We start from the raw sequence: 15,106 nt of genomic DNA, 5'->3' as shown, positions 1-15,106 counted from the left end.
GACCGATTACCAGCCCGCGGCGGTTCCGTCGCGTCGCGGGTCGGCCACGCCGATCCGCTTGCCGTCTTTGCGCACGAACACCGCGTGCACACCGCCGAAGCTGATGTCGCGCACCCGGCTCGACGGTGCATATCCACGCGTCACGAGCGCCTGATACACGCTGGTCGCGAAGCCCGGCTCGACTTCGACTTCCTTCGTGTTTTCGCTGGCGTGGATGCGCGGCGCCGACAGCGCAACGGCCGGATCCTCGCCGAACGCGAGCATGCGAATCGTGACCTGCGTAATCGCCGGCTGAATGTACTGCGAGCCGGCGGCACCGACGACGAGACGCACCTTGTCGCCGTCGAGAATGAGCGTGGGTGACATCGTGGAGTTCGCATAGCGATTGGTGCCACGCGTCGCCGCATCAAAGTTGTTGCCCGCCGAGTTCAGGAAGAACCCGTCGGTGTACACGCCCGAGCCAAAGAGCACGCCAACGGTGGTCGTGGCCGACACTGCACTGCCGTCGCCGTCCACCACGGCGAGGTGTGACGTGAAGCTCTGACCTTCCTCGACCGTTGTGGTGTCGCGCGGCGCGTTGTTGCCGGAACCGGTGCGCAATACCGCTGACGCTGGATACGGATTGAACTTTCCGCAGTTTCCCGGCGACGCGAGCGTATCGAAGGCCCACGGATTCCCCGCGACAGCCGTGTCGGGCAGCGCACCGCCAACGAGTCCCGCGCGCTGCCGCGCAAAGCCGGGATGCACGACGCCGTGGGCGGGTACGCGCTGCGCCGCCGGATCGCCGCGATAGTCACCCGCGTCGGCGTTTCCGATGCGCATGATGTCGGCGAGCTTCGCGACCGCCGCGCCGTTCTCGGTGAACGATCCGGCATCGGCGACGCCCGAGGCATCGGCCATCTGCAGCATCTCGAGCACCGACGCGCCACCCATCGGCGGCGGCGCGCCCAGCAGTGTGTATCCACGCCACATCGTGCAGAGCGGCCGCATCGACGTGACGAAATACGTATTCATGTCGCGCACGGTGATCAGGCCACCCTGCGCCTTGACCTTCGCCGACAGTCGCTCCGCGATCCCCCCGTTGTAGAACACCGTGGCGCCGTCACTTGCGATGCGTTGCAGGGTGGCCGCGAGTTCCGGCTGGATGAGCCGGTCACCGGGCCGCAGCGCCTCGCCACGCGGCATGAACCGCGCGGCCGCCAGAGAATCGGCCATCAGCTTGTCACGTGACGACACGATAGTACGCGCCAGCAACGGCGACACGATGAATCCGTCGCGCGCCAAGGCGATGGCCGGCGCCATCACCTGCGCGCGCGTGAGCTTGCCCCACCTGGTATGCGCGTCGAGCACGCCGCCAACCATGCCGGGGGTGGCGGCGGCGCGTCCCGGACGACGGCCGCGCGAGGTATCAGCGCGTGCCCATGCTGCGTCTTCCCCCGCCCGCGGATAGAACGACAGATGCTCGACCGTGTTGGTCTTCGCATTGAAGAAGGTCATCGCGCCACCACCGCCGAGTCCCGTCTGCGAGACGTCGGTCACGGAGAGCGCGAAAGCCGTCGCCGCAAACGCGTCGACGGCGTTGCCGCCTTGCGCGAGGATGGCCGCACCGGCGGCAGCCGCATCGGGATGCGAAGCGGCTACCATGCCGCGGTCGCTCTCGACGCGCTTCCCCGACATCGGCGCGACGGACGTGGCCGACGGGCGCATGCAGCCGGCGGCCATGCTCCCCGTGAGAAGAATGGCCATCGTGGCCGCTGGACGAGCGGAACGGAGAAGCGCGAAACACGTCGGCAACGTCATGCCCTCGAGTGTGGTACGGAGAAGTGCACTGGTGGTGCTGCTGCTGGTACTACGGACCGACGAGGGCGAGGAGCTGGCGGACGATGCGTTCCGTCAGTCCCCACACGATGTGCTGCTCCACGCGAAACGCCGGAAACGTGGCGCGATTGCCATTGATCTCCACGACGTATTCGGCCTTCGAGCTGTCATGCTGCAGTCGCGACAGCGGGACCCAGAAGGTGGCCGCGACTTCTTCGCTGGGCGTAAGCGTTACGTCGGGCTCGACGATGGCCACAAAGGGCCTGACGATGATCGGCGGCAGCGATCGATTGCGTGGCGCCAGATCATCGAGGCGCCCGAGCATACGTCCCAGGGTGAGATCGAGCGCGAGCTCTTCCTGCGTTTCGCGGACGGCGGTGACTTCGAGAGAAGCGTCACCGGGTTCGAGACGGCCTCCCGGGAACGCCATGTGTCCGCTCCACGGATCGCGCTCCAGCTCCGCGCGTTTGATGAACAACAGCTCGGGCTCATCATCGACCACGCGCAATACGGCGGACACCGCGGCGAGCCGTGACTCGGCCACCGGTGACGCATCGACCGGGACACGGCTCGCCAGTCGCCTCGCGAGCCGTGATACGTCGGCGTGCTGCAGTGCGCGCTGCAAGAGTTGGTCGCGCGCTGAGTCGCTCAGTCGGCCACCGCGCCACCGGAGGCGACCCAATCACGGAATCCACCGGCCAGCGACGCCACGTTCGTATAGCCCATCTCGTGCAACGTGCGGGCCGAGAGCGCCGAGCGATTGCCGCTGGCGCACATGAGCACGACCTGCGCGTCACGGGGCACGCGCGATTCGATCTGGCTCTCGAGCACACCGCGCCCGATGTACTGCGCCGGCGCCGCGTGCCCGAGGTTCCACTCGTTCTGTTCGCGAATGTCGATGAGCACGACCGGTTCACCGGCGGCGAGACGGTCCTGCACTTCGCGCGCGGTGACTTCCGAGATGCTCGCCTTCGCTTCGGCGATGAGTTGCTGTGCGGTCTTCATATGCGTGCTCGTCTGGTGAGTCAGTGAAAGCGCGTAACAGTGGCAGTGAGAACGGACAGCGTTCGCGCGTCGGCATCCAACGTGGCAATCGCGCCGAACGGCACCGTCCACTGGTCGGAAATATGTCCAACCGGAATGCCCTGCAGCGTCGGGACCTGTAACGCGTCGGCCAGCTCGGTCACGATCGCGTCGACCGTCCGCGTGCCATCCTCGGTGGTATCGGGACAATCGGTGCAGTGTCCGAACGCCACGCCGACACAGCCCTCGAACGCGCCGGCCAGCCGCAGCTGCGTGAGCATGCGATCAAGTCGATAGGTGGCCTCACCGATATCCTCCAGCACGACGATCGCGTCACGACAATCGATCGCCCACGGCGTCCCGCAGAGCGATGACACGAGCGCGAGATTACCGCCGACCAGTCGTCCGGTCGCGCGACCACCATGCACCATGCGCGCATCGGGCGCCTCGCCGCAACTGTCGGTGCCGTTCTGCAGCGCACGCACGAGCGAATCGCGCGAGAACGCCGAAAGGGGCGCGCGCGCGGTGGGACCGTGATAACTCACGAGGCCGGCGCGTTGCCACGCGGCGTGGAGCGCGGTGATGTCGGAATAGCCGATCAACGCCTTCGGGTGACGCTGCAACAGCTCCGCGGACAAGCGCGGAAGCAGCCGCGCGGCGCCGTAGCCGCCCCGAAGGCACCAGATCCCGTCGATACGGTCGTCCTGCAGCGCGTCGAGGAGATCGTCGCCACGCTGGGCATCGTCACCGGCGAAATAGCCGGTGCGAAGCAGCGCGTGTTGACCGACCTGAACCTCCCATCCCAGCGATTCGGCCGTGGCGACTGCGCGTTCGAGCTCGTGGGGTCCCTGCAACGGACCGGAGGGGGAGATCATCGCGATCCGGGCGCCGGCAGTCAGCGGCGGCGGCACTCGCAGGGAGCGCGCGTGGTGCGCGTCGCGAGGATCGCCCTCGGGAAGATCGAAAGTACCAGCAGCCGCGACCATGTCGGAACGTATCGGTCCTGACTCGGGGGAGCAACGGAATTGCCCCGACTCGTCACGATGCACGGGTGGCGGTGCCGTTTACCGAGCCGGACCGCCAGCTTATGCGGATCATGCTGAGCTTTCTCCCGGGTCTGTCGCCGATCTCGCTGCTGGGCGCCGCAGCGGTGGCCATCGCCGCCACGCCCTGGGTGGCCGCTCCGTTCGTGCTCGCGGCCCGCCTCCGCACGACCCCAAGCCTCGACGACATCGACGTGCAGGCACTCACCGCCGCACCGACGCCGCGGGTCAGCATCGTGCTCCCCGCGCGCAACGAGGCGGTCCATATCGCGGCCTGCATCCGCAGCATTCGCGCGTCGACCTGGCCCGACCTCGAGCTCATCGTGGTCGACGATCACTCCACGGATGGCACCGGCGTGCTCGCGCGCGAGGCGGCGGCCGACGACTCCAGAGTGAAGATCGTGAACGCCCCCGATCTTCCCGCCGGCTGGTTCGGAAAGCAGTGGGCCTGTCAGTCGGGCGCGGCCTACGCCACCGGATCGCTTTTGCTCTTCACCGACGCCGATACGCGTCACGCTCCCGAGCTGGTGGGACGCATGGTGCGCATGCGCGAGCGCCGCGACGCCGAATTGCTATCGGTAGCGGGACACCAGGAGATGGGCACCGTGTGGGAGCGCGCGGTGCAGCCGTCGGTGTTCACGCTCATTCTCACGCGGTACGGTGGGGCGGAAGCCATGGAGCGGGCGACCGATCGGCGCGATGTCGTCGCCAACGGGCAGTGCTTCATGCTGTCGCGACGCGTGTATGACGCGATCGGCGGCCACGAGCCAGTACGTGGATTCGTGGCCGAAGACGTGATGATGGCGCAGGCGATTCAAGCGCGTGGCGATCGGGTGTCGCTGGCGCTTGGCATTCGTCAGCTGAGCACGCGCATGTACGATGGCCTGGCCAGTCTCATGAAGGGCTGGGGCAAGAACATGTACGCGGGTGGCCGACACGCGATGTGGTGGGGTGCGGTGGGGCAGCGGCTCTACCCGCTCTTCCTGCTGTCGTTTCCACTGGGTGTGCTGATGCCGTTCGTGACGCTCACGTGGTGTGTGCTCGCGATGGCCACGGGCGGCACCGCGAGCACTGCCCTGCTGCTCTGGAGCGGCGCGAGCAGCGCGGCGGTGCTCACGTCATTCGCCGCCGCGAACCGGATCAACGGGGACCCGATGCGCCGCGCGCTGCTCGCGCCGCTGGGCGGGGCCATCGTGCTGGCGATCTGCGTGAGCGCGATCGCGCGCGGCAACAACGTGCGCTGGAAAGACCGCGGCTACGTGTCGCAGTAAAGCGGTCGCGCACTGGTGCGGTCGCGCGCTACTGCGTGAGCCGGTCGGCGCGTTCGAGGTAGGCCGCGCGCAACCGCTGCGTGATGGCGCCAGGAGCGCCGGCGCGCACGGCATCGTGGTCGATCGTCGTGACCGGCAGAATGAAGCTCGTGGCGCTACTCATGAAGCACTCGTCGGCCGCCTTCGCCTGCGCCACGGTGAATGCCCGCTCGCGCACCGGCACGCCCGCGGCGTGGGCGAGTTCGAGCACGACATCGCGCGTGATGCCGGCGAGAATATCGCTCGAGAGCGGACGCGTCTGCACGACGCCGTCGTTCACGATCCACAGGTTACTCGAGCCGCCTTCGGTCACAAGTCCGTCTTCGTGCATCATCGCTTCGAAGGCCCCACCGGCGCGCGCGGCCTGCTTGGCGAGCACTTGCGCCAGCATACTGGTGCTCTTGATGTCACACCGGTTCCAGCGCATGTCCGGCACCGTGAGCAGACGCACGCCCGACGCATTCGGATCGGCGCGTAGCAGCTTCGGTCGCGCGTACGCGAACATGGTTGGCGTCACGTGCGCCGGGAACGGAAAATCCCGCTCGGCCACGCCGCGCGTGACCTGCAGATAAACCAATCCTTCGCGGACCCCGTTGTCGGTGGCGAGCTGCTGCATCACGCCCAGCCACGCCGCGGCCGGCTGCGTATTCGGGATGCCGATCGCGGCCAGCGAGCGGCCCAGCCGAACGAGGTGCCGGTCGGCATCGAGCAGTGTGCCATTCAACACGGCCGCGACTTCGTACACGCCGTCGCCGAACAGCAGACCGCGATCGAAGATGGACACCTGCGCGTCCTGTTCGGCGACGAAGGATCCGTTGAGCCAGCAAACGGGCATGGGAGAACGTGCGATGAGGAGGAAGAGCGCCGCGACAAACTCTAGGCTGTACGGCAGGCCGGGAGCGCGGCAGAGGCCCATTGTAAGATAGTCCATACCGCCGTGCGCTGTGAAAGCACCGCCTGCGCACTTCGGGTGACACACGTTCGCGGGACTGCTCCCACTGTGGCGGCGTGCTCACACTCCGCGCCGCCGCCCAACTGCTTGCGCAGGCCGACTCTCGCGAGTCGCTGCGTCCGATCGCCCAGGCTCTGGGCTTCACCGCGCCCCCCACCAGGCTCGCCGCCGACGGGCGCGAGCGCTTCGGCATCGAGACGCTCACGACCAGCGCCGATCTGGTGCGCGGTGTGGGCACGCTGCGATTGCTCTGCGCCGAGCTGGCGCATCCTACCGACCTCGCCGGTGCCAGCGATCCGCGCGAACTCACGAAGCGGCTCGCGGCCACGATGCTACAGCAGGCGCCCACGCGACAGTGGTGCTTCATCACCCTCGACGCGCGCCAGCGCACCCTGTGTATTGCCACGGTGTGCGCGCACAGCGGCGGTCCGCGGGTGGCCGCGCTCCGGATCGATCGCACGCATGTGGTCGACTCCGACGCGGACACGCTGCGCACGCTCGCCGCCGTGACGGAGCAGGATGCGCTGCTGCGCCATGCGCGCTTCACCGATATCCTGCGACGTGAAGCGCTTTCGAATCGCTTCTACGGCATTCTGGAGCGCGCGGTAACCACACTCGCCACCGATGTGACCGGTCCGGCGGCGCAGACCGCGCTCCCGGCCGAACGGCGCGAGCTCGCCCTGCTCTGCACCAGCCGCTGCCTCTTCCTCGCGTTTCTGGAAGCCAAGGGCTGGCTCGACCATCGACTCGACTTTCTGCTGCACCACACCACCGCCCAGCTCGAGGTCGGCGGTCAGCTACATCAGCGACTGCTGCGCCCGTTGTTCTTCGGCACGCTCAACACCCCACGTCGCGATCGTGCCCCCGCCGCGCGTCGGTTCGGCGCTGTGCCGTTTCTGAATGGCGGCCTGTTCGCCCCGACGCCGCTCGAGAAGCGTCACCGCACGCTGCGCTTCAGCGACGACGCCATCGCGCATCTCGTGGGAACGGTGCTCGACCGGCATCGCTTCACGGCGCACGAAGACTCCGCGAGTTGGTCGGAAGCGGCGGTCGACCCCGAAATGCTGGGGCGCGCGTTCGAATCGCTCATGGCCACCGACGAACGCCGACGGTCCGGCTCGTTCTATACCCCTCCCGCCCTCGTCGATCAGGTCGTCCGCGACGCCCTGTATTCGGCACTCCCGGATCTCCCCGCCGATGCGCTCGACGATACGACCGCGCCGCTCCTCCTCTCATCGGCGACCAGTGATGCCCTGCACCACCTGCGTATTCTCGACCCGGCCTGCGGATCAGGCGCCTTTCTGGTGCACACGCTCGAACGCCTCAGCACCCTGCATCGACGCACCCAACTCGCCACGGGCGCAGCCTCGGCAACCGACGCGCATCGCATCCGACGACAGATCCTCACGCACTGCATGTTCGGCGTGGATCGGAATCCGGTCGCCGTCTGGCTGTGCGAACTTCGGCTCTGGCTGTCGGTGGTCATCGAATGCGCGGAATCCGACATCACGCGCGTGCCGCCGTTGCCCAATCTGGACCATCACATCCGCGTGGGCGACTCGCTCGCTGGCGGCAACTTCCGCTTCGCTCCGCCAAGCGCCCGCGCGCTGACCGTGCTGCGGGAGCGCTACACGCGCGCCAGCGGCCCACGGAAGCAGTCCATCGCGCTTGCCCTCCAGCGGGAAGAACGGCAGCGCGCGATGGCCGCCCTCTCTACGCAACGCGATGGGCTCCGCACCGAACGCGCGGCGCTCCTCAGCACACTCCGCGCGCGCGATCTCTTCGGACAGCGCCGCAGTCCCACGCGCGCCGACCACACCAAACTCGATGCTTTGCGCGCACAGTGCCGCGAGCTCTCATCGGCCCGCGCCAAGCTCGCCGATGGCGGCGCGCTGCCGTTTCGCTTTCTCACCTACTTCGCCGACGTCGCGGCCGCCGGTGGCTTCGATGTCCTCGTCGGAAATCCACCCTGGGTCCGACCGCACGCCCTCGCCCCACGCGATCGCGAACAGCTGCGCCGCGAGTTCCGCAGCATGCGGGCCGCTACCTGGCACGCCGGTGCCGCCCGCGCCGGTGCCGGCGTCGGCTTCGCCTCGCAACCCGATCTCTCCGTTGCGTTCATCGAGCGTAGCCTCGAACTGCTCGCGCCCGGCGGCACGCTCGCGCTGCTCGTGCCGGCAAAGCTCTGGCGCACCCTTTCGGGCGGCGGCATTCGCCGCGCAATCACACAGGTCGCGACCGTGCGCACGATCCGCGACTGGAGCGACGCCCCCGCGCTGTTCGACGCCGCAACGTATCCATCGCTGCTCGTCGCCTGCAAACACCAGCGCGCCGACAGCGCCCGCAATGACCTCACACGCGCCGCGACACGCGACATCGAGGTTTCCGTCAGTGCCGCTCGCGGCGAGCGTCACTTTCCGATTCCGACATCACGCCTCGCCCTCGACGGCGATCCCGCCGCGCCGTGGATCCTGCTCCCGCCATCCGCGCACGCCGCCTTCGAACGGCTCCGAACGGCCGGCCCGGCCCTTGGCGACTCACCTATCGGACGCCCCCTGCTGGGCGTGAAGTGCGGCTGCAATGCGGCGTTTCTCGTACACGCGCAGGAGCACGACGACGATTCGGCCACGGTCGTCGCCTCCGACAATCCCGCCCCTGGCAAGACCTCGGTGTCACGGTCGGCCGTCATAGAACGCCGACTACTGCGTCCCGCGCTGCGCGGTGAAGGCATCACGACGCGACCCTCCGTGGGCCGTCCGACGCACTCGGTCGACGAACTGCGCATTCTGTGGACGCACGGCAGCGATGGACTCCCGCTGCGCACGTTGCCACCGGCGACCACCCGATGGCTCGCGCACTGGCGTCCCCGTCTCGAGAGTCGACGCGACGCCCGCGCCCGCATGCCGTGGTGGACACTCTTTCGCACCGAAGCCGCCCGCGCCGATACGCCGCGCGTGGTCTGGGCCGATATCGGCAAACGACTGCGTACGCGCGTGCTCGATGCCGGCGATCCCACGGTACCGCTCAACAGCTGCTACGTGGTCCGCACCACTTCGCTCGACGATGCCTACGCGCTCGATGCCTTGCTCAACTCCACCATTGCGGCCGCGTGGCTCGATGTCCTCGCTGAACCGGCCCGCGGCGGCTTTCGTCGGTTCCTGGGCTGGACTGTGGCGGCGCTGCCGGTCCCGCACGATTGGCTCCGGGCCCGCACCCTGCTGGCTCCCATCGGTCAACGTCTCTCCCGACAGGAGCTCGTGACCACACGAGAACACGACGTCGCGGTCGCTGATGCCTACGACGTGCCATTGCGTCAACTCACCCCATTGCTCGAGTGGTACACGCCATGACGTGGTCCCTCCACAGCGCACGCCACGTGCAGGCCCGACTTGCTGGCGCGCTCATTCCTCCTCTGCCGCCGGCGGAGCTGGGCGACATCACGCTGCTACCCCACCAGTCTGATGCCGTCGCTCGCATTCATCGTGCCATCCGCGTGCATCACGGCGCGCTGCTGGCTGACGATGTGGGACTTGGTAAGACGTACACCGCACTCGCCGTCGCCCGGACATACGCACAGGTGCACGTCATCGCACCGGCAGCGCTACAGCCCATGTGGCGAACAGCCATCACGCACGCGCAACTGTCGCATATCCGCCTGCATTCCGTACACGGATTCTCACGAAAGGATATCGCTCCCAGCGCCGCCTTGGCGGGCGATGTGCCGACGGGCGTCGTGCGGGAGCGCGCGGGGCAGCGCACGCTCGTCATCATCGACGAAGCGCACTATCTGCGCACCCGCCGGACCGCGCGCTATGCCGCCATCGCTCGCTTCGTGTCCGGTTGTGACACCCTGCTGCTCTCCGCAACGCCATTGCACAACCGAGCGGCCGAGCTGCGGAATCTGCTGGCGCTCTTTCTGGGATCGCGCGCCGATCTCCTGTCGGATACGATGCTCGGCCAGGTAGTGATTCGCCGATCGAATACGAACACCAATACGGACACCAACACGAGCACGAGCTCGGGAACGCGTACGCGTCCGCCAACGGCGAACGAGACACCGGCCGCCAGCCGACCGCCGGTGCTGCAGCACGCACCGCTGCCCATGCCGCACGACCGCGCCACGCTCACCCATATTCTCGCCCTCCCCGCTCCACTGCCGGCGCATGATGGTGCCGTCGCCGGCGCACTCATCCGCTTGGGCTTGCTGCGTGCGTGGTGCTCCAGCGACGCGGCGCTCGCGCACGCCTTGCGCCAGCGGCGCCTGCGCGGCGACGCGTTACTCCAGGCATTGCGCGCCGGTCGGCATCCCACGCAGGTCGAGTTGCGCAGTTGGTTGGTGGGCGATCACGAAGTGCAGCTCGCCTTCCCTGAGCTGATGGCGCAGCAGGAAGTGGAGAGCGCGCCGTTGATTGAACGGGTCGAGGTGCATCTCGAGGCGCTCGCAACGCTCGCCGAACACCATGAGCAGACCGCGCGCGCCGACGGGGCGCGGGCCGATGCGCTGCGTGCGCTACTGCAGGCACACCCCGGTACGCCGATCATCGCCTTCTCGCAGTTCACCCAGACGGTCGGCGCGCTCCACCGCGCGCTATCGGACATCGCCGGCGTCGGATTGCTCTCCAGCAAGCACGCCCGCATTGCCAGTGGCCGCATCAGCCGCAGCGAGGCCCTCGCGCGCTTTGCGCCGCTCGCGCAAGAACGTCCGCCACCGCCGCCGCACCACGCCATCCGACTGCTGCTCGCCACCGACCTATTGGCCGAAGGCGTGAACCTGCAGGACGCTGGCGTAGTCGTGCATCTCGATCTGCCGTGGACCGACGCGTTGCGCGAGCAACGCGTGGGACGCTGCGCGCGCATCGGTTCACCGCACGGCGCCGTGCACGTCTACAGCTTCGCGCCACATCCGGATGGTGACCGCGCACTGCGCCTACAGCGCCGACTCGCCACCAAAGCCGCGCTGTCCCGGCGTTTTGCCGGGGGCGACGCGGTCAACGGGTTACGCAATGACTGGCGAGACGGCGCACGTGAAAGCGCGGCCGATGCGGCCTCGCGGTTGCACGCGCGACTGCAGCGGTGGACCGATGCCGACGCGGTCACGGAGTCGGCGCGTATGACGGTGATCGGCACCCTCCGGTCCGACCAGGAGACTGCGTGGATCGCGCTGGTAGAGTATCAGGGGCAGTCACGACTGCTCTGCTCGTTTGCGCGCCGCGCCACCGCGCGTCGACGCGTCGTCAGCGCGCGCGTGCGTGCGCTGTTACGCGTCGCGACGATCGCCGATGATGCGCGCAGCGCCGCCGTTGTATCGAGCGCGGGGCTGGAGCGAGCGGTTCGTCGGGCGTTCCGGGACATTCGCCGGTGGTGCGCGCGTGCGGCCGCGCGCGACGACGTCGGCCCTGGCGACCAGGCACTGGCGCCGCTCGCCCAGCGCGCCGCCAGACACCTGGCTCAAGTGGTGCAGCGCTGCGGCCCGATCGAGCGCACGGCGCTTCGGGGAGCGATTGCGGCTGCCGAACGGGTCGTGGGGACGGCGCGTGGATCTGGCGCGGAGGAGGCGATGGCACGGTGGTGTGCGCAGGCGGAAGCCACGCCGCGGTGGGCGCCAAGAGCGTGGTTGACGGCGTGGGAGGGCGAGCCCACGCTGGCAAACTTCGCACGAGACCAGCCCGGAGCGCCGGAGCGCGCGCAGGAGTCAGTGGCGCGCGTCCGGGCCCTGCTGCTGATCGGTCCGGATTACAGGCCCGATTACACTTCGGCATGTCTCGACACGCGCTCCTGTTCGACCTCGACGGCACCCTGATCGACTCCATCGGGTTGCTTCTCGAGTCCATGCGCTTTGCGTTCGAAGGACGCGAGCGCGCGCCGACCACTGAACAGTGGGTGGCCGGCATCGGGACGCCGCTGCGCACGCAGCTGGCCGAATGGTGCGACGACGGGGCCGAGGTGGAATCGCTGGTGGTGCGCTATCGTGACTATCAAGGCATTCATCTGCCCCGGCTCACCACCGCCTATCCCGGCGTGCTTGACACGATCGCCTGGGCTCGGGCCCAGGGGCACGGCACCGCCCTCGTGACCAGTAAGGGACGTGGCATGACCGCTCGCTCCCTCGAGCACGTGGGGCTGGCCGGCGCCTTCGATGCGATCGTCACGTTCGAGGAGACCGAGCGCCACAAGCCGCTGCCCGACCCCGTCCTGTTGGCCCTCGACCGACTGTCGCTGCCGGCGGCAGGCGCGCTGTTCGTGGGCGACTCACCGCACGACATGCACGCCGGGCGGGCCGCCGGGGTTCGGACGGCGGCTGCCCTATGGGGGCCCTTCAGTCGGGCGGAACTGGCGGTCGCGGCACCGGACTATTGGATGAACAGTATCATAGAATTGCCCGCCATCGTCGCGTCGCTCGCGATCTGACGTACAATCTGAGCGATCGCTTCAAACCCTCCGGCCTCATGGGTCATCCAATGGGGTGACCTGCTACCGGAGCCCCATTGCTCGCCCTGCGTGTGACTACCCCTGTGTTCGCCTCGCTGCAGCCCGCCGTCCCGGCCTCATCGCCGGGCGCGGTCGCTGCTGTGACCGAAGCGGGTATCGTCGTCTCGGCGGGTTCGGGGCTCGATACGGGGCTCGAGACCGACGTCGCGGCCGCGGCCACGGGCGACCGGCGCGCGTTCGAGCGGCTCTATCGGGCGCATGTCGACCGGGTGTACGCGATCTGCACGCGCATGCTGGCCGACCAGCAACTCGCCGAGGAAGTCACGCAGGACGTGTTCGTGCGGGTGTGGCAGAAGCTGCCGGGCTTCCGCGGCGAGTCGGCATTCAGCACGTGGCTGCATCGGGTCGCGGTGAACGTGGTGCTGTCGCGTCGCAAGCGGGCCAGCATTCACGGCGCCCGAACTGCCGACGACGATGCCCTCGACGAGGCGCCGTCCCGTGCGGTGTTCGTCGGCGAGCGCCTGGATCTCGATGCGGCGATCGCCGGACTGCCGGCGGGTGCGCGACGGGTGTTCGTGTTGCATGACGTGGAAGGTTTTACGCACGAAGAGATCGGCGAGCAGCTCGGCATCACGCCGGGCGGCAGCAAGGCCCAGTTGCACCGTGCGCGCATGTTGTTGCGTGCCGCCCTGAATCGGTAACCGAGCATATGGAGCACACAGATATCGTTCCCCCGACCGGCGCCTCCGTCGACTGCACGCGCTTCGAAGCGCAGTGCGGCGGGTATCTAGAGCGCGATCTCGACCAAGCCGAGCGGGCGTGGATGACGGCCCACCAGTCGGGGTGTGCCGAGTGCGCCGCACTCGTACGTGAGCTCGAGACGATCGTGGCGGAATCGCAGGCGCTTCCCGGCATCTCGCCCTCACGCGATCTCTGGAGCGGCATCGAAGCGCGTCTCGACACCGCCGTGATCCCGATCTCGGCCGCCGCCACCCGCACGCGAATCGCCCGCACGGTCTCGGTGCGCACCTTCGCGATCGCCGCCACGATGTTGGTGGCGGTGACGTCTGGCATTACGTGGCGCATCGCGGTGCGCAGCGAGGCGCAGACGGCTTCGCCGACCGCGTCCTCGATCGGCGTGCCGAGCCCCGTGGCCGCGAAGCCCGATAGCCTCAACGATCTCGGGCTGCCCGGAGCGGCCGTTGAACTCGTCGCGGTATCGCCGTCCACGACGTCGAGCGCACCGGCGCGTGCATCCGGATCGACCACGCGACTCGCGTCACGCAACGCGGCTCGCGACACGCGCGACGACACCGACGCTGATGTGGTGTATGAACGGGAGATCTCGGCGCTGCGTCGTATCGTCGATGATCGCGTCGTGGAACTCGACACCGCGACGGTGCGTGAGTTGCGGCGCAATCTGGATATCATCGATCGGGCCATCGGCGACAGCCGGAAGGCGCTGGCGCGGGATCCGCGCAGCGCGTTGCTGTCCACGCAGCTCGATCGCGCCTTGGAAACCAAGCTCGCGCTGCTCCGGCGCGTGGCGCTGCTGTGATGCGGTCCTCTCTCGTGCCCACGTTCCCGATGCGCTCCCGCTTGCTCATTCCGCTCGGCGCGCTGTTGTTGCTACCGCTCGCCGGAGGCACATCGCCGCTCCAGGCGCAGGTCGACTCCAGCTTCGCCCTGGCGCGCAACGCCGTGGTCGATATCACCGTGCGCACCGGACGCTTGGTGGTGCGTGGTGGGTCGGCGAGCACCGGTGCGATCCGCGGGCGCAGTGGCGACTATCAGCTGCGCACCACGGGCGTGGGAGTCACGCTGGAAGCGTCGGATGACATGCGCTCGAGTCGCTCCGATCGCTCCAGCAGCCGCTCCGCCAGTCGCCGTAACGACGCGACGCTCGAACTCGACCTGCCGCGCAATGTGCGGTTGGTCATCTCCACCGCGTCGGCGGATGTCGACGTGTCGGGCATCGACGGCGACGTGGAGATTCGCACGACCAGTGGCGATGTCGGTCTCGACGACATCAGCGGACGACTCACGCTGGAAACGCTCTCCGGCGATGTCCGGCTGGGTGGCCGCTCGGGGCCGGCGCGCGTGACGACCATGAGTGGCGACATCACACTGCGCGGCGTGCGCGACGAAGCGAATGTGCACACCACCAGTGGCGATGTCATGCTGGGTATGGAACGTGCGGCGCGGGTCGAGGTGGAAAGCATCAGCGGTGACATCACCTTCGATGGCAACACGACCGACGACGCGCGGCTGCAGCTCACCACGCACTCGGGCGACGTGACCCTGCGTCTCCCCGAGACTGCCCGTGGCAGCATGGACGTCTCCACCTTCAACGGCGACCTGACCGCCTCCGGGTCGCTGACGCTCATGCCCAACAGTCTCACGTCGTCACGCAGTGAGCGCGCGGTGCGTCGCTACGAGATCGGCGGTGGCGGTTCCACCCGCTTCACCATCTCCACGTTCAATGGCGACGTCCGCGTCGTGCGAGGCAACCGTTCATGATCGCACCCATG

Annotated in this window: 12 protein-coding genes; 7 read left to right on the top strand and 5 right to left on the bottom strand. The window is 68.3% G+C overall.

All coding sequences use genetic code 11. The features are described 5' to 3' along the window. Window positions 1-6: 6 nt before the first annotated feature. From HKW67_RS00530 to HKW67_RS00515, 4 genes are all read right to left on the bottom strand, one after another. Complete coding sequence (locus HKW67_RS00530; RefSeq protein WP_171223529.1) at window positions 7-1,746, bottom strand: gamma-glutamyltransferase family protein; 1,740 nt, start codon at window positions 1,744-1,746, stop codon at window positions 7-9. A gap of 103 nt (window positions 1,747-1,849) precedes the next feature. Next, a complete protein-coding gene (locus HKW67_RS00525; protein WP_171223528.1) occupies window positions 1,850-2,500 on the bottom strand; it encodes an NUDIX hydrolase in 651 nt (216 codons plus the stop codon). Beyond that, window positions 2,467-2,823 (bottom strand): rhodanese-like domain-containing protein, encoded by a 357-nt coding sequence (locus HKW67_RS00520; RefSeq protein WP_171223527.1) that lies wholly within the window; start codon window positions 2,821-2,823, stop codon window positions 2,467-2,469. Before HKW67_RS00520 ends, HKW67_RS00525 begins: the two co-directional genes overlap by 34 nt. Window positions 2,824-2,843: 20 nt before the next feature. Next, entirely contained in the window at window positions 2,844-3,716 is an 873-nt protein-coding gene (locus tag HKW67_RS00515; protein WP_171223526.1) for a S66 peptidase family protein, read from the bottom strand. 221 nt (window positions 3,717-3,937) lie between these two features. Between HKW67_RS00515 and HKW67_RS00510 the strand changes: the two genes are divergently transcribed. Continuing rightward, the gene (locus HKW67_RS00510) at window positions 3,938-5,155 is read left to right on the top strand and encodes a glycosyltransferase family 2 protein (protein ID WP_171223525.1); all 1,218 of its coding nucleotides are present in this window, start codon (window positions 3,938-3,940) and stop codon (window positions 5,153-5,155) included. A 28-nt stretch (window positions 5,156-5,183) separates the two neighbouring features. Here the strand turns inward: HKW67_RS00510 and HKW67_RS00505 are convergent, their stop codons facing one another. After that, a complete protein-coding gene (locus HKW67_RS00505) occupies window positions 5,184-6,029 on the bottom strand; it encodes a D-amino acid aminotransferase (protein WP_171223524.1) in 846 nt (281 codons plus the stop codon). A gap of 173 nt (window positions 6,030-6,202) precedes the next feature. Between HKW67_RS00505 and HKW67_RS00500 the strand changes: the two genes are divergently transcribed. The 6 genes from HKW67_RS00500 to HKW67_RS00475 all read left to right on the top strand — a co-directional run bounded on the left by HKW67_RS00500 (window position 6,203) and on the right by HKW67_RS00475 (window position 15,095). Then, window positions 6,203-9,496 (top strand): Eco57I restriction-modification methylase domain-containing protein, encoded by a 3,294-nt coding sequence (locus HKW67_RS00500; RefSeq protein ID WP_171223523.1) that lies wholly within the window; start codon window positions 6,203-6,205, stop codon window positions 9,494-9,496. Next, a complete protein-coding gene (locus HKW67_RS00495) occupies window positions 9,493-11,946 on the top strand; it encodes a helicase-related protein (RefSeq protein ID WP_171223522.1) in 2,454 nt (817 codons plus the stop codon). The genes HKW67_RS00500 and HKW67_RS00495 overlap by 4 nt, the downstream gene beginning before the upstream one ends. Beyond that, window positions 11,904-12,554, top strand: coding sequence for an HAD family hydrolase (locus HKW67_RS00490; protein WP_171223521.1), 651 nt, complete (start codon window positions 11,904-11,906; stop codon window positions 12,552-12,554). The genes HKW67_RS00495 and HKW67_RS00490 overlap by 43 nt, the downstream gene beginning before the upstream one ends. 92 nt (window positions 12,555-12,646) lie before the next feature. Next, entirely contained in the window at window positions 12,647-13,276 is a 630-nt protein-coding gene (locus HKW67_RS00485) for an RNA polymerase sigma factor (protein ID WP_206044558.1), read from the top strand. Between the two features lie 8 nt (window positions 13,277-13,284). After that, window positions 13,285-14,133 (top strand): hypothetical protein, encoded by an 849-nt coding sequence (locus HKW67_RS00480; RefSeq protein WP_171223520.1) that lies wholly within the window; start codon window positions 13,285-13,287, stop codon window positions 14,131-14,133. Next, window positions 14,133-15,095, top strand: coding sequence for a DUF4097 family beta strand repeat-containing protein (locus tag HKW67_RS00475; protein WP_171223519.1), 963 nt, complete (start codon window positions 14,133-14,135; stop codon window positions 15,093-15,095). The genes HKW67_RS00480 and HKW67_RS00475 overlap by 1 nt, the downstream gene beginning before the upstream one ends. Window positions 15,096-15,106: the final 11 nt, after the last annotated feature.

Origin of the sequence: Gemmatimonas groenlandica, from assembly GCF_013004105.1 — a bacterium.
GTDB lineage: Bacteria > Gemmatimonadota > Gemmatimonadetes > Gemmatimonadales > Gemmatimonadaceae > Gemmatimonas > Gemmatimonas groenlandica.
Note: the sequence above shows the minus strand (reverse complement) of the source record. Positions and strands in the feature narration are given on the sequence as shown.

Bases quoted from the DNA above. Each gene is read 5' to 3' on its own strand.
- HKW67_RS00530 (WP_171223529.1), bottom strand. From the start codon at position 1,746: ATGGCCATTCTTCTCACGGGGAGCATGGCCGCCGGCTGCATGCGCCCG.
- HKW67_RS00520 (WP_171223527.1), bottom strand. From the start codon at position 2,823: ATGAAGACCGCACAGCAACTCATCGCCGAAGCGAAGGCGAGCATCTCG.
- HKW67_RS00515 (WP_171223526.1), bottom strand. From the start codon at position 3,716: ATGATCTCCCCCTCCGGTCCGTTGCAGGGACCCCACGAGCTCGAACGC.
- HKW67_RS00510 (WP_171223525.1), top strand. From the start codon at position 3,938: ATGCTGAGCTTTCTCCCGGGTCTGTCGCCGATCTCGCTGCTGGGCGCC.
- HKW67_RS00505 (WP_171223524.1), bottom strand. From the start codon at position 6,029: ATGCCCGTTTGCTGGCTCAACGGATCCTTCGTCGCCGAACAGGACGCG.
- HKW67_RS00495 (WP_171223522.1), top strand. From the start codon at position 9,493: ATGACGTGGTCCCTCCACAGCGCACGCCACGTGCAGGCCCGACTTGCT.
- HKW67_RS00490 (WP_171223521.1), top strand. From the start codon at position 11,904: ATGTCTCGACACGCGCTCCTGTTCGACCTCGACGGCACCCTGATCGAC.
- HKW67_RS00480 (WP_171223520.1), top strand. From the start codon at position 13,285: ATGGAGCACACAGATATCGTTCCCCCGACCGGCGCCTCCGTCGACTGC.
- HKW67_RS00475 (WP_171223519.1), top strand. From the start codon at position 14,133: ATGCGGTCCTCTCTCGTGCCCACGTTCCCGATGCGCTCCCGCTTGCTC.